This is a genomic window from Micromonospora sp. NPDC003197 (genome assembly GCF_053590565.1).
This window is the reverse complement of the sequence record NZ_JBSFTE010000003.1, coordinates 184332-202495: the sequence shown is the minus strand read 5'-3', so window position 1 is coordinate 202495 and position 18164 is coordinate 184332. Positions and strand designations below refer to the sequence as shown.

Below are 18164 nucleotides of genomic sequence, written 5' to 3'. Positions count from 1 at the left end.
ATCGCTCCGTCCGGCACAGGTGGACGCGGTAATCTCCGTGCATCACGTGTCTACCGGGGTGAATGGCCGAACTGTGACAGGGCTGTCGTACCAGGGGCGGAGTGTCGTCGGACGGATTGCCGGGGCGACGCTGGCCGCCGTCGTCGGTGTCTCCACCGCCCTCGCCGGGCCGGCTCCAGGCCACGCCTCGGCTATCGCATTCGGGCCAGCGCACACCTCGGCCCTCGGGCTCGCACCGACACAGGTCTCGGCCCTCGGGCTCACGCCAGCTGAGCCGGTGGGCCTGCCGGTGCGCACCGAGTCGGTCCGCGAACAGCAGTGGCAGCTGGACAAACTGGATGCCAAGGCCGCGTGGCGGATGTCGACCGGTCAGGGTGTCACCGTCGCCGTGATCGACTCCGGTGTGGACGCCTCGCATCCTGATCTGGAAGGCCAGGTGCTGCCCGGCATCGACCTGGTGGATCCGGCCGGTGGTGACGGCCGGTCCGACCCGGTGGGGCACGGTACGACCGTGGCCGCTCTCATCGCCGGGCGCGACAACGACAAGCGCGGAGTCGTCGGGCTGGCACCAAAGGCCAAGATCCTTCCAGTACGGGTGTTGAACGAGAAGAACCGTTACGACGATGCGCTGATCGTCGCCAAGGGGGTGCTCTGGGCGGTCAACCACGGCGCCCAGGTGATCAACCTGTCGTTGGGCGGCTCCGGGGACAGCGCGGCGCTGGCTGCCGCCCTCGACTATGCGTTCGCTCGGAACGTGGTCGTCGTCGCCTGCACCGGAAATTTGACGACATCCTCGGCCAGCACCGTGTGGTATCCGGCCCGCGAGCCAGGAGTGATCGCGGTCGCCGGGCTGGAGAGCGACACCGACCGGCTCTGGTCCGGCTCGATCACCGGCTCCGAGACCGTACTGACCGCACCGGCGACCGGACTGACCGGTGCCCGACCCGGCGGCTACTGGCGGGTCCAGGGCACCAGCTTCGCTGCCCCTCTGGTGGCCGCGTCGGCGGCGCTGTTGCGGGCCAAGTGGCCCGACATGTCGGCGGGCAGTGTGGTGAGCCGGCTTGTCGAGACCGCCCGCGACCTGGGGCCCGCCGGCCGCGACGACCGCTTCGGCTTCGGTCTGGTCGACCCGGTCGCCGCGCTGAACGGCGAGGTTGCCAAGCAGACTCGCAACCCGCTCGACAACAATCTGTCCCCCGGTGTCTCGGGCTTCGGTCGAGCCCCACACGTGGAGACGTCACTCAAGCCCACCCAGCGTCAGTCGGACCAACTCGGCATGCCGGGGCCGGCTGACCATCGCAGTTGGGCGGCTCGACCGGCAGGTTCCCCGGCCGGGCAGACCCCGGAACGGTTCTGGGGCGGCGGCGCGCTCTTCGTCGCCCTGCTCGTCGGCAGCGTCCTGCTACTCCGCCGGTCCCGACGCTCGACAAACCGCGACAATCCGGCGAGACGCTGACCCCAGGTCAGGTGCAGTTGCCGGTCCCCGTACCGGCGGTGCGTTCGGTGCCCACCTCGGCGACGGACCTCGCCTCGGCCGCCGTCACCGCGAAGCCGGTGTTCGGGTCGTCCGCTGCCGCCGCGAAGATCACGCCGAGCACCTCGCCGTTGGGTGCGACCAGCGGACCACCCGAGTTGCCACTCCGGACCAAGGCGCGAATCGTGTAGATCTCCCGGGTCACGTTGCCGGACTCGTAGATGTCCGGCCCGGTGATCTCGTCTACGTCCCGAACCCGCGCGGACTGTGCGTTGTAGGGACCGTCGAGCGGGAAGCCGAGCACGATGGCATCTGCCTCGATCGCTGCTGGGCGGGACGCGAACCGCATCACCGGTGCCGACAGACCCGGGACGTAGATCACGGCCAGATCGCGGTTCGGGTCGTAGACGACCACCCGGCCGCTGTGCCGCTGGCCGTCCAGTTCGACGGAGACGGTCCGGGTACCGGCGACCACGTGCGCGTTGGTCATGACCCGGTCCTGCGAGTAGACGAAGCCCGAACCCTCGATCCGACGCGAACAGCTCGGCGCGGTGCCGAGCACCTTGACCACCGACCGTCGCCCGTTGGCCACCACCTGCGAACCCGCCAGCGCCGGATCGGGCGGGGCGACCTCCCGGGCCCGGGTCGGTGTCAGCCCCTCGAAGACGTTCGGGAAGCCATTGGTGTCGACGGTGTCCCGCAGCGCATCGGACAGCGCCTGCGCCTGGTCGGGTAGTACCCGGTCTACCGTGGTGAGCAGGGCACTGTTGCGTACCGAACTGGCCAACCAGGGCAGAGACGAGGAGCCCAGTGGGACAGCCACCAGCCAGCCGACAAGTAGCACCGCGACCAGTGACACGAACGCGCCACCGACGTCGTCGATCTTACGACCGGTACGGCTGGTGATCGCGTGCCGCAGATGCGAGCCGATCCAGCCGGCCAACGCCTGACCGAGTACTGCCAAGCCGAAGATCGTAATGAGCGCCACGACCACCCGGGCAGAAGGACCGGTGAACTGTTGGGCGATCAGCGGGCCGAGTTGCAGACCAATCAGCGCACCAAGGAAGAACCCGCTGAAAGACAGCACGCCGATGACAAAACCCTGGCGATAGCCGCTGATCGCGAACAGCAACATGAGCAGGAGCAGGACGACATCCACCGCTGACACGGGTCCAGGGTACGGGGGAACCATCGGCGGGGCTCGGCTCGTACCGAACCAACCCGCTCATGTCCACCGGAAGCAGTCGATCCGAGGGGCTGCCGAGCGGAAGAATCCCTCCGACGGTGCTGCGCTCCCCCGGCTTCCCGATCAGGGCAGCGGACCAGCCACCTGGTCGATTCCGCCGACCGTGCCCTCCGTGCCGCTGGCCGTACCGTTCGCGTCGCGAACTGCACCCGTCACGTCGCTGACCGTACCGTTCGCGCCAGTGAGCGGAGCGGTCGGCGCTGGTGGCAGTTCGACCACCCGGTCCCGGGGCCATGGTCGGGCCCAGCCGCCCATGTCGAGCAGCGCCGTGAGTACGCCGGCGGTGAACCCCCAGACCAGCATGCCGCGCACCTGGAAGGCCGGGCCGATCCAGCCGCTGGGGTGCCGTACCCGGACCCGGTTGGCGGGGTCCACCAGTTCGGCGATGGAGAGCCGGGCGACGTGGGCGACCTCGGCCAGTTCGTGCGGATGGACCGGATGCGGATCGTGCCACCAGCCGAGGACCGGGGTGACGACGAAGTCGCTGACCGGTATCCAGAGCTGGGGCAGTTCGGCGAGCACGGTGACGCTCTCCGGGTCGAGCCCGACCTCCTCCTGGGCTTCCCGTAGGGCGGTGTCGACCGGGCCGGCATCCTCCGGGTCGGTGGCACCGCCGGGAAAGGCCGGCTCACCGGCATGCTTACGCAGGGTCGCCGCACGTTGTAGGAGCAGTACGTCCGGCCCGTGTTCCGGCTGCTCCCCGAGGAGCACCAGTACGGCGCTGGGTCGGCCACCGGTGCGGGGCGTACGCAGCCGGGTGAAGTGCTCGGTACGCGCCGACCTCACCTGGGTCAGCAGCGGCTCGCACCAGGCCGGCAGTTCCTGGCTCACAGTGGCACCGCCACGGCAAGGTGCCGCTCGACCAGCTCTGCCAGCGACGCGTCGTCCAGGGCACCGGAGGTGTCCACGTGCCGTACCTGTCCCTGCCCGTCCACGAAGACGGTGATCGGCAGCACGGCCCGCGCCAGTTTCAGCCGTACCTTTCCCTCCTCGTCGAAGATGTTGGGGAAGGTCAGCTTCAGCTCCTTGCCGAGCGAGGCTGCCGTGCCGCGGTCGTCCGTGGTGTTCACACCGATCACGTGTACCCGGCCGTCGGCCCGGTCGGCGAGTCGCTGGAAGGCCGGCAGTTCCTTGCGGCACGGCGGGCACCAGGACGCCCAGAAGTTGAGCACGGCCGGTCCACGGATCGCGGCCACCGGAACCTCTGCCCCACCGGTGAAGCAGGGCAGTCGTACGTCCGGTAGCGCCGTCGCCGACGCCGCAGCCGGCGCGCTGGACCCGGCCGCCGCCGGCGTGCTTGCGCGAACGGGCGAAGTGGTCAGCGTGGAGCAGTCGGCGAACGGGGCAGCCGCGACGGTCGGTTCGGGTGTTCCCTGGTCGGCGGCGTTGGTGCACGCGGCAACGAGTAGTAGCGCCGGCAGCAAGAGCAGCCCGCTGAGGCGACGGTTCACCGCACCTCCACGTCGCCGACGGGTATGGGAAGCACGGCGGTCTCGGCCGGCTCCGGCACCACCAGTGTCGGATCGGGGGTCGACGCTGCTGTCGGATCGAGAGTCGGCGCTGCGGGATCGGGAGCCGACGCTGCGGGATCGGGAGCCGACGCTGCGGGATCGGGAGCCGACGCTGCGGGATCGGGAGCCGACGCTGCGGGATCGGGAGTCGACGCTGCGGGATCGGGAGTCGGCGCTGCGGGATCGGGAGTCGGCGCTGCCGGGGCTGGTACCAGGTCGGGGTCGATTCCGGCCTGTACCGCCAGGTCCCGGGCCCGGGGCCCCTTCAGCAGTCGGGCAGCGGCCGGTGCCGTCGTGGGGCCGAGTCCGTAGGAGGGGCAGAGTCGGGCCAGTGTGCACGCCCCACAGGCCGGTGTACGGGCGTGACACACCCGCCGGCCGTGGAAGATCACTCGATGGGAGAGCATGGTCCAGTCCCGCCGCTCGAACATCGCCCCGATGGCGTGCTCGATCTTGACCGGATCGGTCTCCGCAGTCCAGCCCCACCGCTGCACCAGCCGCTGGAAGTGGGTGTCGACGGTGATGCCGGGAACGCCGAACGCGTTACCGAGGATGACGTTGGCCGTCTTGCGCCCGATGCCGGGCAGGGTCACCAGGTCGGCCAGCCGCCCCGGCACCTGTCCGTCGTACCGCTCGACGAGCTGCCGGCCAAGATTGATCAGCGAGGTGGCCTTGTTCCGGTAGAAACCGGTCGGGTGGATCAGGTCCTCCAGCTCGGCCCGGTCGGCGGCGGCGTAATCGGCGGCAGTGGGATAACGCGCGAAGAGCTTGGGCGTGACCTCGTTGACCTTCTTGTCGGTGCACTGCGCGGAGAGGATCGTGGCCACCGCGAGCTGCAACGGCCCGTCGTGGTCGAGTTCGCAGTGCGCGTCCGGGTGCGTCTCCGCAAGTGTCCGACCCATCCGGCGGGCTCGACGCGTACGGCCCAGCTCGGTCTCCCCGTCGCCGGGCTTCTTCCTCGCACTCACGCCGGCCAGCCTACGTCGGCCCGGCGTCGAACAGCCCGGCCGTCAGCTCTGTCGTCGGCCGCCGGGTCAGCCTGGCCGCCAGATCAGTTCGCCACTGGTGGTGTGATCTTGCCGGCGGTGTCGAATTCTGCGCCGGTGGTCGGAAAGTCCGACTTGGTCAGGCCCTGGACCAGTTCCAAGCCACGGTGGTCGTCATCCATGGTCGGCTTACCGGTGCCGTTCATGTACGTCGAGATGAACTCGCCGCCAGCCCAGCTGCCGTCCGCAGCCAACTGGACCTTCAGGATCGCCCCGAGGCCGAGCCGACCTCTGTTGCTGAGCGAGCCGCCGCCGCCCGCGAAGTTGCCGAGGCTGTAGGCGATGAGCCGCCCCTTGTAGAACTCCATCCCGCGCATCACGTGCGGTCCATGCCCAATGATCAAATCCGCCCCGGCGTCGATCATGGCTCGGGAGAACTTGACCGGATCGCCCCGGTTTTCGCCGAGGAACAGCTCCGTACCCGGCTTGACCTGGGTCATCGCAGATCCCTCGGCGCCCATGTGCGCCTGAACGACGACCAGGTCCGCCATGGTCGCCGCCTTCTCGACCACCTTCTTCGCACTGGCGATGTCGATCAGGCTGTTGGACCAGGCGTACGGAGAGAAGCCGGCGATCGCGACCTTGACCCCTTGGACCTCCACGACGGTGATCTGGTCGGGCGCACCGGTGGACTTGAGGCCGTGCTCCTCCAGCGCCTGCCGGGTGTTGCGGTAGCCCGCCGCCCCGAAGTCGTGCCCGTGGTTGTTGGCCTGGTTGAGCACCTGGAAGCCGGCGTCCCGCAGGTGCGCCGCGTACGACGGCGGGGCCCGGAACTGATAGCACTGCGTGGAGTTCGGGCCGCACTTGCCAGCCCCGGTGTCCTCGGTCAACGGCTCTTCCAGGTTGCCCATCACCAGGTCGGCGGCGAGCGCGGCCTTGACCGAGTCGAAGAAGCCCTTGCCGCCGTTGGCGGGCAGCCGGTCCGGCGCGTTGCCCATGATGATGTCGCCGGTCGCCGACAGGGAAATGACCTTCGACGTCGGCCCCGCGCTGGGCGTAGCCGACCCCGTGGTGCCAGCGGATCCGCCGCTGTGCCATTGCGGGCGGGCCTCGTCGTCGCCGACGTACCGGACTACCGCGACGCCGCCCAGCCCAACCCCGAGTAGCACGACGAGCACTGCGAAGGCGGCCAGCCAGCCCCGTCGGGCAGGGCGGCGCGGACGCTCGTCAACGTGAGGGGGATTCTGGTCGCGCATCGCCGCGAACCCTACCCGGCTTTACCCGTGGGTAGCGCCCGCCGTTCGGCCGATACCTCGGCCTGATCACGGCGGTCCTGCCGTACCGACCAGGGGACGACGGGCTCCGCGCCACCGGCGCGTACTGCCGCGTGGCTGGCGCGAGCCAGCGGTGCGCCCCAGCGGGAGCGGGGACCACCATATTGCGCAGCCGGACCGTCGACCGGGCAGAGGACGGTGACCGCGTCGGTAGCCGTACCGGTGGCGGCCAGGCCCAGTTCCCAGATGGCCTGTGTCTTGGCTTCGGTAATCGTGGCGACCGCGTTGACCAGGGCGGCGTCGCTTAGACGCGCTGGGACAAAGGCCACGATATTCACCGTACCCACTCGTTCTACTGCGGGTTCGGACGTCGGTGACGCAGCCGCCCAGAGCGGGGCGCCCAAGCCGACGGTGGCCCAAACTTGGACGCCGTCGTCCGTCCGGGCCACCACCTCGGCCACATCCACACCGGTAAGCAGCCCGATGCCAGGTCCGCGCAGGTCGAGCTGGTCGGCCAGCTCCGCCAAGTGGTTCTCCGGATCATCCCGCCAGTACGACATCGGCACGGTCGCGTTGACCACCCAGTTGCGTACGCCCGTACCGCCACCCAACGGGGCGGAACTGACCCCGTACAGCGACTGGTCGGCACGCCACACGAGCAGCGGGGTGTCCCGCCCGTCCTCGTGGCGGAAGGTCAATGTGGGGTCGGACAGCACCCAGCGAGCGTACGGTTGAGACGGAAACGTCGACCATCAAGGCCAGCCGGGGCGGAAACGGGGGGATGTTAAACGCCTCCGAGGTCGCTCGGGTTACGTTGTCGAACCAAGATTCCAGGGGTGGGCCTCCGATTCTGGCTGACCTGGGCCTAGACTTGTCGGCGCGCGACGGATCACCGGCTGGCGGACCCGGCCGACAGGCGGCACGCGTAGGTCGGAGGTGCGCAATGGACGAGGTACTGGCTCGCAGCGGAATCTTCCAGGGCGTGGACCCGGAAGCAGCCGAGGCGCTCGCCAAGGAGATGGAGACGCTCGAAGTCCGCAAGGGCGAGATCGTCTTCAACGAGGGCGAGCCTGGCGACAGTCTCTACATCCTGCTCAGCGGCAAGATCAAGGTGGGCCGACGCGCCGCCGACGGCCGCCAGAACCTGATCGCCGTCATGGGCCCTTCTGACATGGTCGGCGAACTCTCGCTCTTCGACCCCGGACCGCGTACGGCGACCGCGACCGCGGTGACCGACACCCGGCTCGTCCGACTCCGCAAGCAGGCGCTGCGGCCATGGCTCAACAACCGGCCGGAGATCGCCGAGCAACTGCTGCGGGTGCTCGCCCGCAGGCTGCGCCGGACCAACGACTCCCTGGCCGACCTGATCTTCACCGACGTCCCCGGTCGAGTGGCGAAGAACCTGCTCCAGATGGCTGGCCGGTTCGGCACCCGGGACGGTGGCGTGCTGCGGGTGACCCACGACCTCACCCAGGAAGAGATCGCCCAGCTCGTCGGCGCCTCCCGGGAGACGGTCAACAAGGCGCTGGCCGACTTCGCCTCCCGGGGCTGGCTGCGGCTGGACGGCAAGAGCATCATCATTCTCGACCCGGAGCGCCTGGCCCGCCGCGCTCGCGTTTGATCACGACGTCACGGGCGTGCCGGTCCAGGCGAGTTCTCGCCAATCGGACCGGCACACCCGTATTCGTCAGGAAATGATGAACTGCATGTTGGGCTGCTTCTTGTAGCGGCAGTCGTACAGCGCCACCGTCACGCCCTGCTTTCGGCTCGCTCCCGGAATGTTCAGGCACATGCCATTGAGGGCGGACCGGGTCATCATGTAGCACCGCCCCGCCGGGGCGGCGCATAGAATGACGAACATCTGGCGATAGCCGTAGTCGCAACGTCGCTGGACGATGGTGACGCCACTCTTCTCGCCACCGTTGGTCGCCCAACACCAACCGGCCGCCCACTTGGGCCGGATCTCGTAGGTGAACGGGTGTCCCTCGTCCTGGATCGGCACGATCTCGAAGCGCTGGGTCTTCTTTTTCGGGTCGCAGGCCCGCTGCTGAATCTTGGCACCGTTGGCCTTTTTCTTGCTGGTGCTCGCCACCGTCAGACACAGACCGCTGTTACCGGCCCGGATCTGACGGGTGCCGGTCACCGGCCCGGCAGCGGCGGCCGAATTCGGCGCCGCCGCCGCCACCTTGGCCTTGACTGCTGCCCGCGCCAGGGGCTCCGGTACCAGGTTGGCGGCGAGCACATAACCGAGCACGACGAGCGCCACCAGGCCCAGCGCCTGGATCGACCTGGGTACGCGCCAAGAAAACGCTCGGGACATGCGATGATGGCGGATCATATTGCACCCTTCGTGTTGCAGTATCGATGAATGTCAGTTCCCTGATAGAGACAGAGCAGCACGCGGGCGTCTCGCGCATTGTTCAGGAATACGGTCACCGCGGCATGCCGACTTTTCGAGGTCGTCTTTATCCGGGTCGTCTTGACCTTTTTTGTCTTGCAGTCGACATAGGTGAACGTAGCGATGGCACCATGCTTGTCACTGTCGTTCATGTCCGAGACGAACGCGTCTATCTTGCCCTTGTAGCAGCGTCCACTCTTCTTCCAGGTGATACTTCCGGCGGCCCGACCGCCCTGCGCGGAATCGGTGGTTCGCAGATCGAACTTCCATACGCCTTTCTTGGCGGGAGCGGCAGCATTCGCCACGACCGCGCTACTCAGCAGACCCGCGATAATCAGCATTACCGCACCCATGAGTGCCAGGAGACCTCTGGATCTGGGAGAGATCTGTTTCATCGCTTCTCCTATCCCCCATTCGACGAATGATCGCTGTGACCGCTGCTGCGGCCAGGGCGTAAGGAAGCCAAGCAGCATTGCTTTCGCGATATCAAGCAAATCCACTGTCCAGGACGGAACGAGACTGTCCGAACAGGGGCGAAAGTGCGTCGCGGCAAACAGATAAGCCGTTCGAGACACCGCCCCACCCAGACCGCTCCTGGTGCGACTAATGCCGCCCGCTTGGTGAATTGCAGACCATCCCCGCAGGCAAGTCAGAGGGGCCGGACAACAAGGTCGACAGCCGTACCGACCAACCATGGACAAACCTTCTGACCAGCCAGTTCCGGTTCCCGGACTGTCCCGTACGCCTGGGACCGTTGCTCCCCACAGATGATCCAGGCTTTGCTGATTCCACTAGCCCACCGAGATCGGCCAGGCACTGCGGTGCCAACCGGTAACCGCCCGGAATCACACTTCAGGGAGTCAACTGATGCTGTTCAAGCACAAGGCGTCCACCGAATCTGGCGCCAAGAAGCCACGTCGCACCCAGGCCAAACTGATCGCCGTCGCAGCTGCCGTCCTCGGCCTTTCCGTCGCCACCGCAGGCGGTATTGCCCACGCCGCCACGTCCAAGGCGAAGGGTTGCAAGGACCTCGTTCTGGTGGCCTACATCGAAAGCCAAGGTGACCGCTTGGCTTCGATCCCCTTCAAGGTCCGGCCGTGCGGCAATGCCAGCCCCAAGTCGTGGACCGAAAGCGTCGGCGGCGCATCGACAACCGCGACCGGTGACAACATCGGTTGGGTGTTGCAAGGTCTCGACATCCGACTCGAAGGGCTCGGAGCAAACAGCAAGACCGCCGCTTCGGCGCACTACAAGGGTGTGGCGAAGTTGACGCAGAAGACGCCCAACATGCCCCTTGTCCCTGTCGCACCTATCTCGATCCGCTCCATGAGCGTTGCCATCAAGTTCACCGTCTTCCACCAGAAGAACAAGTCTGGCAAGAGCACGAACGTCAAACTCAAGGACTTCATCCGGGTGGACGGCACCTGGAGCAGCCACCCCGAGTGGGTCAATTTCAAGTACAAGAAGACCGGGATTGTCAACGGGAAGTAAAGCATCCCCGGCCGGTAGGCCACTGCAAGATGGACAGCGCCGGCAGAATCTCACTGCCGGCGCTGTCCATCAGAACCACGAACCGTTCCACCTGCTTGATCAATTGATGCTGAACGGGCTTTCGTAATCCCCACTTGAGGAAGGCTGGAAAATCAGATGGGTCGCCCACGGAAGGTCTTGCCCCTGTTGTTCGCGTCACTGCTGATTACCGGCGCTGTCGCCATCGCCAGCGGGATGGCGAGTGCGTCGTCACAAGCCGTACCTCCGCCGAAAAAAGAGGCGGGAATCTCGATCGCCTATCCGTTGAGCACTTCAGACGAGAAGGGTGAGGATCAGACCACCACGGACAACTGCTCGGACGACGACGCGGAAGAGAACGATGCGAAGGAGGACGACGCGACAGACACCGACAGCGACACCGACACCGACACCGACACCGACACCGACACCGACGAGTCTGAAGCTGAGGAAGAATCTGAAGGCGAGGAAGAATCTGAGGGCGACGACGAAAAGTCCACCGAATCGGAATCCGACGAGACGGAAGAGACAGGCTCGGACAAAACACAGACCGACGAGAACACCGATGACTCGAACACCAACGACTCGGACAACACCGAGACCGACGAGTCAGAGACAAATGACGACGAGTCAGAGACGAACGATGACGAGTCGAACGATGACGGCACGAACGATGACTGCACCAGTGACGAGACCGATACCACCGACGACGCGGACGACTGCGTCGACACGGACAGCGTTCCCCGGATCGTCACCGTCGACCCGAAGGGGATCTCCACCAAGCCGGGTCTCATCGAGCCGTCCGGTCCGAACCCCGGTGCCGCCGACGACAAGGCCTGCGACCGGCCGTGAAATCCCCGCTCTGACGGCGTGATCAGCGGCTCAGCGTTGGGCCGGTGAGCTGGTTCAGTCCCTTGCCCGCAAGGCAACGGAAGGTCCGCTCGCCGGCCCGCAGCGACTCCTCCGCCGGGGGTAGCACCTCGAAGTTCCACCCGTCGGCGGTCATCCGCAACGTGGTCGACTGGAAGGTGCTGACCGTGCACACCTGGCGTACCGTCGGATCGGCCTTGACGGCCTTGTGGTCCGTCACGGTGACCTCGGCGGGCAGATCGCCCTCGGCATAGCTCTCCCAGGTGTGCCGGCCGGAACAGGGCACCCGCTCGGCGCGCGCGCCCGTTCCGCGTACCCCGACCGGGCCGAAACACTCCAGTTCGTCGGAGCAACGACTACCGCTCGGCAGGGGCACCAGACAGCCAGGCAGTGCCCCACCGGCCAGGTGGGACATGACCGGAGTCGGCGTCAGCGGGCTCTCCACCGCCTGCGTGGGTGACGGGTCGGGACGGGTCCGGGCACCGACGACCCAGACCCCAGCGCCGACGGCGCTGGCCAGGGCGACCATTCCGACCCCGCCGAGGAACCAGCGCAGGGTACGGCTACGCGAGGGCGGTGTACCGGTTCCGGCGGCCGGAACGGGCCCGCTCGTACCGGCCGACGCCGGGCCAGTCGGCGTCGCGCCGGCGTACCCGGTCGGCGGGTAAGCATCGGAGAGGGCAACACCACCGCCCGGCCCGACCCCCGGCGCACCGGTGCCGGGCCAACCCGCAACCGATCCCGACGAAGACCACCCGTAGTACGGCGGCACCGCCCCGCCGGCAGACGGCCCGAGCGGTACTGCGGCCAGCAGGTCTCGGAGGTGCTCGGCGGTGGGCCGGGCACCCGGGTCGTTGGCCATCCCGGCCCGCAGCACCCTGGTCAACGCCGACGGAACGTCCGACAGTTCGGGAATGGGTTGGTTGAACAGCTCCAGCAGCATCAACAGGCTGGGATCGCGGTCGTTCTGCCACCGTGGCGGCTTGCCCTGCATCAGCGCGTAGAGGGTGGCGCAGAGCGCGTACACGTCGACAGCGGGCGATGGCGGGCTGTGCCGGAATGCCTCCGGTGCGGCGTACGCCGGGGTGAGCACCTCCAGGCTGACCGATGAGTCCCGCACCTCGCCCAGTACGGCCAGCCCGAAGTCGGCCAACACCGCGGGGTTGAAGTTGGAGTGCAGGATGTTGGCCGGCTTAACGTCGCGGTGCAGTACGCCGGCAGCGTGCGAGTGGGCCAACGCATCTGCGATCTTGACACCGAGGTCGCGAGTCTCGACCGCGTCCAACGGCGAGGTCCGCATCCGTTCCGCGTACGACCCGTCGCACAACTCCATGATCAGGTAGGGGTGCTGGTCGACGGTGACACCGACGTCGAAGAGGTCCACGACGTGCGGGTGCGAGGACATCCGCCCGGCGGCCCGCGCCTCCCGCAGGAACCGTTCCTGGTCGCGTTCGCTGTCCAGTGTCCGGTTCTCCACCTTGACCGCGACCTCGCGGCCGACGGATTTCTGCACAGCACTGAAGACGGTGGCGTAGCCGCCCCGGGCAAAGACCTTCAAGTCCGTCAGACCGGGCACTTCTGGCAGCGGCAACGCGCCTGGCGGGGTGTCGGTCACAGGTACGAAAATACCGAAGCGCTCTGACGCATCACTGTCCCGCATCGGCCACCATCCGCCGACGGTGCTCGAACCAGAGCGCCGCGCCCGTGGCGACCGCCCCCAGGCCCTCCCACAACGCGACACCGACGAACCCACCGGGTGCGGTCTCCATCAGCACGAGCAGCGTGAAGACGACACAGGTGAGCAGCCGGAACGCCACGGTGAACCGGAAGAACGGTCGCCACTCGGTGGCGGCGGCGACCAGGTAGTAGACGCCCATGTTGACCGCGGCCATTGACGATGCGGCCATGAAGGTACGGGTGTGGTCGCCGGCCGCCCGGGCGCTGGGCTCGACCGCTTCGAAGCCGAGCAGGGCGAGCAGTGTCTCCGGCCAGACCAGCCCGACGACACCGAGGAGGAGAGCCAGTCCGCCGAAGACCGCGATCGTCCACCCTGGGACGGAGCGTGGCCACTTCATCTGTCTCCTCCGGAACGCTGATTCGGCACTCTCCGGTCAGTCCGCCGACAACGTCCATGAGGGACGGCAAAGCGATCTCCCGGTCGGACCTACGCTAGTGGCCGAAACGGCAGTGCCACATCCTCAGAACCGGTAGCGCTGGCACCAGAACCGGCAACGCTGGCGGCAGAATCGGCAGTGCCAGAACCGGCAGCGCCGGCGGCAGGATCGGTGTCGCCGGCCGAAGCCGCCAGATTCCCGGTCAGCCGGGCCAGCAAGGCATCCGCAGCGGCCCGCTCACTGGCCTGCTCGGTCGAGTACGCCAGTCGTACCGCCTCCTCGGCGGCAGCACACGCCTCCTCGGGCTGTCCCACCGCAGCCAACGCCTCGGCGAGCACCTCAGCGGCGATCACCTGGCTCCGGACGTCCTCGGTGGGCACGTCGACCGCCCGCCGCGCCCAGTCCAGTGCCTGGACGTGCCGCCCGTCGGCGAGCAGCGCCGAGGCGTAGCGGGCCAGCGCCTGCCGGCGGGAAAAGAGCAACGACGGGGTCGCCCGGGCGGTGGCCACCGGGGCGAGCAGCCCCACGGCGGTGCCGGCGTCACCGGCCTGAAGCCGGGCGGTGGCGAGCAGAACCCGAGGCCCCACCTGCACCGGAGCCAACGCGTTGTGCGGCTCGACTGCGGCGAGCACCGCACGGGCGTCCCGTTCGGCCTCGGCCACATCACCCTGGTCCAGCGCCACAAACCCGCGCATGGTGCCAGCGATTCCGATCAGTAGCGGGTGCGCGGTGCGTTCGCCGTACGTCAACGCGTCGGTGAGCAGGTCAGCGGCGTGCTCCGGTTCGCCCAGCCCACGGGCGATCACCCCCCGTACGACCAGCGCGAAGCCCTGCCCCCAGTCGTCGGGTGCGGCAGCGAACTCCCGGTAGGCCCGACGCGCCTCCCGATCCGCCTCGGCCAGGTCGCCGAGTTCGGCGGCGGCGAACGCCTCGACGGCTCGTAGCGTGCCCACTGCCCAGGCCTCGCCGACCTTCTCGCCGAATGGGAGGAAGATCCCGGCCAGCCGGCGGGCCTCCCGGAGTCGGCCGGCCAACAGCCGGGCGAAGGCGCTGGTGCCACGTAGCCAGGCCCGGCCGATCGGATCGCCGAGTTCGGCGAAGAGCCGGGCCGCCCGGCCGAGCACCGCATCCGTACCAGCGAAGTCGCCCCGGGTGGTGGTCACCCAGGCGAGGTTCTGCAACGACCAGGCCTGACCGCGCTGGTCCCCGGCCATCAGGCTGACCTGGTAGGCGGCGGCGAGCCGGCTGCTCGCCTGGGCCAGCCGGCCGCCGACGAAGTCGGCCATGCCGAGTCGGCGCATCGCCGAGGCCCGCAACTGGGGCAGACCTGCTTCGGTGGCGACCTGCAGCGCCTCCTGCCAACTGCTTTCCGAGCGCTGCCGGTCACCCAGCGTCTGGTGCGCCTGCCCGACCACCAGCAGCGCGGCGGCCCGGGTGCCCGTGTCGTCCCCGGCGTTGGCACCGATCTTCTCGGCATAGTCCAGTGCCTCGGCGGCCCGACCGACCTGAAGCAGGGCCCGGGCGTGCACCAGCCGGTCGGTGGCGGGCACGTTCTCCCCGCCCAGCGCGGCGGCCCGCTCGGCGTACTCGACTGCTGCCGCCGGCTCACCGTCAGCAATGGCACGTTGGGCGGACCGGCCCAGTGCGGCGACGCCCAGCGGGGCGACCGTACGCGCCATCGTGTCGGGGCGCAGTCCGACCGCGTCGGCAAGCGCGGTGGCCCTCTCGACGTGCTCGGCGACGAAGGCATCCCGGTCCGCGTCGGACATGCCGAGCACGGGTGACACCCCACCGGTGAGCAGCACCGTGGCCCCTTCGGCGGGCGGTGCCGCCCACCGGGCCAGTGCCGCGTGCCGCTCGGCGAGATCGGCCTTGCCGACTCCGGCGTACGCGGCTTCGCGCATCAGTGGCGTGGCGAAGACGTACCCGGTCCGGTTGCGGTGCAGCATGCGCCGCTGCATCAGTTCTTCGACGGCGCGTTCCAGCTCGACGGTGACCACGGCCGCCGGGCGGCCGTCCCGCCCGGCCCGGCGCTCCCGCAGCGCGGCGAGCGTCCCGGCGGGGATCGTGTCTCCGACGACGGCGGCGTCCCGCAGCACCGATCGTGCTTCGGAGGGCAGCGCGTCGATTCGGGCGGCGAGCACCGCGGCGAGGTCCCGGGAGAGCAGTCGGCTACCCAGCGAGCCGGGCACCAGCCGCCAGCAGCACTTCGCCGCCGCCTGGTCCGGGCCACCGCCGGCCGCGCCGCGTTCGCTCACCGTGGTCAGGGCTCCGCGCTCCATCAGCAGCGTGACGAGTTCGGCGAGGTAGAACGGGTTGCCCTGGGCGGTGACGAGCAGCCGGTCGGTGTCGGCCTGGGGCAGTTTCCCCCCGCTCAGATAGGTGGTCAGCAACCGGGCCACGTCCGCGCCCCGCAGTGGCGGCAGGGCGTGCACCTCGGCGTCGGAGACCCGGGTCAGGGCCCCGGCTGTACGGACCAGTTCCGGACGGCCCAGCAGCAGCACTAGGACCGGCCCGACCAGCCGGGACAGCATCACGCCCAGGGCGTCGACGGTCTCCGGGGTGGCATCGTGCAGATCGTCGACGATGACCATCAGCGGCGACTCGGCGGCGAGCCCGCTGAGCAGTTCGGCGACCGCGGTGGGCAGCGCGTCGGCGGCGGGGGCCGGGTTGTTCGCCGTCCACTCCGTGCTGTCGGCCGGGGCGCCGTGGGCCGACGGCAGGTCTCCGTAGCCGAGCAGGGCCAGGAGCAGGTCGGTGGCGATGGGTGGCGTGTCGGGGTGGGACCGGGCCAGCCGCTGGCCGAGGCGGCGTAGCCGTTCCTCGACGACCAGTCGGGTGACGGCGGTGGCCGAGTCGTTGGGCAGCCCCACCGCCGCCCGGACCAGGTCGGCCAGGGGTGCCAGCCGGCGGCGCTCACCGAAGGCGGCACATCGTGCGGAGAGCACCCGGGCGCCGGTGTGCGTCGCGTACCGGCCGACCCCCACCTCGTAGCCGGCGGCCAGCCGTTCGACCTCGGCGGCGAACCGGGACTTGCCGATACCGGCCTCAGCGGTCATCAGGACCACCCGTGGCTCGGAGCGGTCGATGACCTCGGCGAGCCGTCCGGCGATCCGCCCGATCTCGGCCTCCCGGCCGACGAAGGGGGCTTCGTCGCCCAGTCCGGAGCGGGTGCCTGGCGCGTCGAGCAGACCCAGCAGTTCGTACGCCTCGACCGGCTCGCGCTTGCCCTTGAGCCGCAACGGCCGCAGTTGTCGCCACGACGCCACCCGACGGGTCGCGGCGGCGGTGGTGGCCCCGGCGTAGACGGCCCCGATCGCGGCGGCGTCGGCGAGCCGGGCGGCGGTGTTGACCGTGTCGCCGATGACGGTGTATTCGATCGCGGCCTGGATCCCGGCAACCACGTCACCGGTGTTCAGGCCGACCCGCAGCCCGAGTGGCGCGCCTCCGCCACGCTCGTCGTCGAGGACCCGCCGTACGGCGCGTTGCATGGAGAGTGCGGCCCGGACCGCCCGCTCGGCGTCGTCCTCGTGGGCGACCGGGGCCCCGAAGACCGCCATGATTCCGTCGCCGGTGAGCTTGTCGACATGCCCGCCGAAGGTCTTCACCGCACCAGCGAGGGCGGCGAGCACCCGGTCGGTGACCGCACCGACACGTTCCGGGTCCAGGTCCTCCGACCAGGAGGTGAAGTCGGACAGATCGCCGAAGAGCACCGTTACCACCCGGCGTTCGGCCTTCGGCAGGGTCGCTGCGGCGGGCAGCGCGGCACCACAGTTGTGGCAGAAGCGCGCGCCCGGGACGGCGACGGTTCCACACACCGGACAGGTCACGGTGCTTCCAACCCACCGGGCCCTGGATCCGATTCCCGGCCCGCCCACTCGCTCTCCCGGTTGCCCCGTTCGCTCTCCCGTTCGAGATGGGCCAACTGGGCCTGGACCGACCATTCGGCCGCCGGCCAGAGCGAGCGGTCGACCTCGGCGTAGACCAGCGCCACCACCTCGGCCGGGCTGGTCGCCCCCTGGGCCACCGCCTGCCGTACCTGGTCGAGGCGGGCCTGCCGGTGGGCCAGGTAGTAGCGCGCCGCCGCCGCACAGTCGGCCAGTGCCGGCCCGTGCCCCGGCAGCGCCGGAATCCCCTCGTACGCGGTGAGCGCACCCAGGCTGGTCAGGTAGTCGCCCAGGTTGCCGTCGGGCCAGGCGACCACGGTCGTGCCCCGCCCGAGGATGGTGTCGCCGGTGAGGACCGCCTGGTCGCCGTCCCCGCCGACAAGCAGGCAGACCGAGTCGGCGGTGTGGCCGGGCGTGGACAACAGTTCGATGTCGAGGCCGAATCCGCTCAGGTCCGCGTCGGGGTGCAGTGGCTCCCCGCCGACGCAGAGCGCCGGGTCGGCGGCGCGTACCGGGACGCCACCGAGCAGTTCGGCGCAGCGGTGGACCCCCTCGACGTGGTCGGGGTGCCCATGGGTGATCAGGATCAGTCCGACCGGCCCGTACGCCGCGATCTCGGCCAGGTGCCGTTCGTCGTCCGGCCCGGGGTCGACGACGACCGCGGGGTGCCCGGCTGCGGCCCGCAGCAGCCAGGTGTTGGTGCCGTCCAGGGTCATCGGCCCTGGGTTGGGGGCCCGGAGCAGGGTCGCCCAACCCGGTAGCTGGTCGGCCAGCGCTGCGGCCGGCGTGGTCAGGTGCCCCGTCATGGCTGCTGCCCCGTCATGGCTGCGATGGTACGACCAGTACGGCGGCTTCGGCCGGCCACCGCTGTCCGGAGTGACGCCTCCCGGCCCAA

13 protein-coding genes and 3 pseudogenes are annotated in these 18164 nt (G+C 69.2%); 4 read left to right on the top strand and 12 right to left on the bottom strand.

All coding sequences use genetic code 11. The features are described from left to right. The first annotated feature begins 73 nt into the window (after positions 1-73). Positions 74-1456 (top strand): type VII secretion-associated serine protease mycosin, encoded by a 1383-nt coding sequence (gene mycP / locus ACWDV4_RS04970; RefSeq protein WP_449974942.1) that lies wholly within the window; start codon positions 74-76, stop codon positions 1454-1456. A gap of 7 nt (positions 1457-1463) precedes the next feature. On the opposite strand, the gene ACWDV4_RS04965 is transcribed toward mycP, so the two are convergent. From ACWDV4_RS04965 to ACWDV4_RS04940, 6 genes and pseudogenes are all read right to left on the bottom strand, one after another. Beyond that, complete coding sequence (locus ACWDV4_RS04965) at positions 1464-2642, bottom strand: MarP family serine protease (RefSeq protein ID WP_449974940.1); 1179 nt, start codon at positions 2640-2642, stop codon at positions 1464-1466. Between the two features lie 216 nt (positions 2643-2858). After that, a pseudogene (locus tag ACWDV4_RS04960) lies at positions 2859-3551 on the bottom strand (NUDIX hydrolase); the annotation flags it as partial. Then, positions 3548-4171 (bottom strand): TlpA family protein disulfide reductase, encoded by a 624-nt coding sequence (locus tag ACWDV4_RS04955; RefSeq protein WP_449974939.1) that lies wholly within the window; start codon positions 4169-4171, stop codon positions 3548-3550. The gene ACWDV4_RS04955 and the pseudogene ACWDV4_RS04960, both read right to left, overlap by 4 nt. 263 nt (positions 4172-4434) lie before the next feature. Continuing rightward, positions 4435-5133, bottom strand: a pseudogene (gene nth / locus ACWDV4_RS04950) (endonuclease III); the annotation flags it as partial. A 149-nt stretch (positions 5134-5282) separates the two neighbouring features. Continuing rightward, entirely contained in the window at positions 5283-6473 is a 1191-nt protein-coding gene (locus ACWDV4_RS04945) for a CapA family protein (protein WP_449974938.1), read from the bottom strand. Between the two features lie 11 nt (positions 6474-6484). Then, complete coding sequence (locus ACWDV4_RS04940) at positions 6485-7207, bottom strand: adenosylcobinamide amidohydrolase (protein ID WP_449974937.1); 723 nt, start codon at positions 7205-7207, stop codon at positions 6485-6487. A 227-nt stretch (positions 7208-7434) separates the two neighbouring features. Here ACWDV4_RS04940 and ACWDV4_RS04935 point away from each other — a divergent pair, with 227 nt between their 5' ends. Beyond that, complete coding sequence (locus ACWDV4_RS04935; protein WP_089003062.1) at positions 7435-8112, top strand: Crp/Fnr family transcriptional regulator; 678 nt, start codon at positions 7435-7437, stop codon at positions 8110-8112. Between the two features lie 66 nt (positions 8113-8178). On the opposite strand, the gene ACWDV4_RS04930 is transcribed toward ACWDV4_RS04935, so the two are convergent. Both ACWDV4_RS04930 and ACWDV4_RS04925 read right to left on the bottom strand, forming a co-directional pair. After that, positions 8179-8757 (bottom strand): RICIN domain-containing protein, encoded by a 579-nt coding sequence (locus ACWDV4_RS04930; protein WP_449974936.1) that lies wholly within the window; start codon positions 8755-8757, stop codon positions 8179-8181. A 68-nt stretch (positions 8758-8825) separates the two neighbouring features. Beyond that, a complete protein-coding gene (locus ACWDV4_RS04925; RefSeq protein WP_449974934.1) occupies positions 8826-9389 on the bottom strand; it encodes a hypothetical protein in 564 nt (187 codons plus the stop codon). A gap of 367 nt (positions 9390-9756) precedes the next feature. Here ACWDV4_RS04925 and ACWDV4_RS04920 point away from each other — a divergent pair, with 367 nt between their 5' ends. Next, a complete protein-coding gene (locus tag ACWDV4_RS04920; RefSeq protein WP_449974932.1) occupies positions 9757-10380 on the top strand; it encodes a hypothetical protein in 624 nt (207 codons plus the stop codon). A gap of 156 nt (positions 10381-10536) precedes the next feature. Further along, positions 10537-11250 carry a hypothetical protein gene (locus ACWDV4_RS04915; RefSeq protein ID WP_449974931.1) on the top strand — a complete coding sequence of 238 codons (714 nt, stop codon included), beginning with the start codon at positions 10537-10539 and terminating at the stop codon, positions 11248-11250. 22 nt (positions 11251-11272) lie between these two features. Here ACWDV4_RS04915 and ACWDV4_RS04910 read toward each other — a convergent pair whose 3' ends face one another. From ACWDV4_RS04910 to ACWDV4_RS04895, 4 genes and pseudogenes are all read right to left on the bottom strand, one after another. Beyond that, on the bottom strand, positions 11273-12883 hold the full coding sequence (locus ACWDV4_RS04910) for a protein kinase domain-containing protein (protein WP_449974930.1): 1611 nt from the start codon (positions 12881-12883) through the stop codon (positions 11273-11275). 31 nt (positions 12884-12914) lie between these two features. Beyond that, entirely contained in the window at positions 12915-13343 is a 429-nt protein-coding gene (locus tag ACWDV4_RS04905; RefSeq protein WP_449974927.1) for a hypothetical protein, read from the bottom strand. A 242-nt stretch (positions 13344-13585) separates the two neighbouring features. Beyond that, positions 13586-17212: pseudogene (locus tag ACWDV4_RS04900) on the bottom strand (adenylate/guanylate cyclase domain-containing protein); the annotation flags it as partial. After that, complete coding sequence (locus tag ACWDV4_RS04895; RefSeq protein ID WP_449974925.1) at positions 17209-18075, bottom strand: MBL fold metallo-hydrolase; 867 nt, start codon at positions 18073-18075, stop codon at positions 17209-17211. The gene ACWDV4_RS04895 and the pseudogene ACWDV4_RS04900, both read right to left, overlap by 4 nt. Positions 18076-18164: the final 89 nt, after the last annotated feature.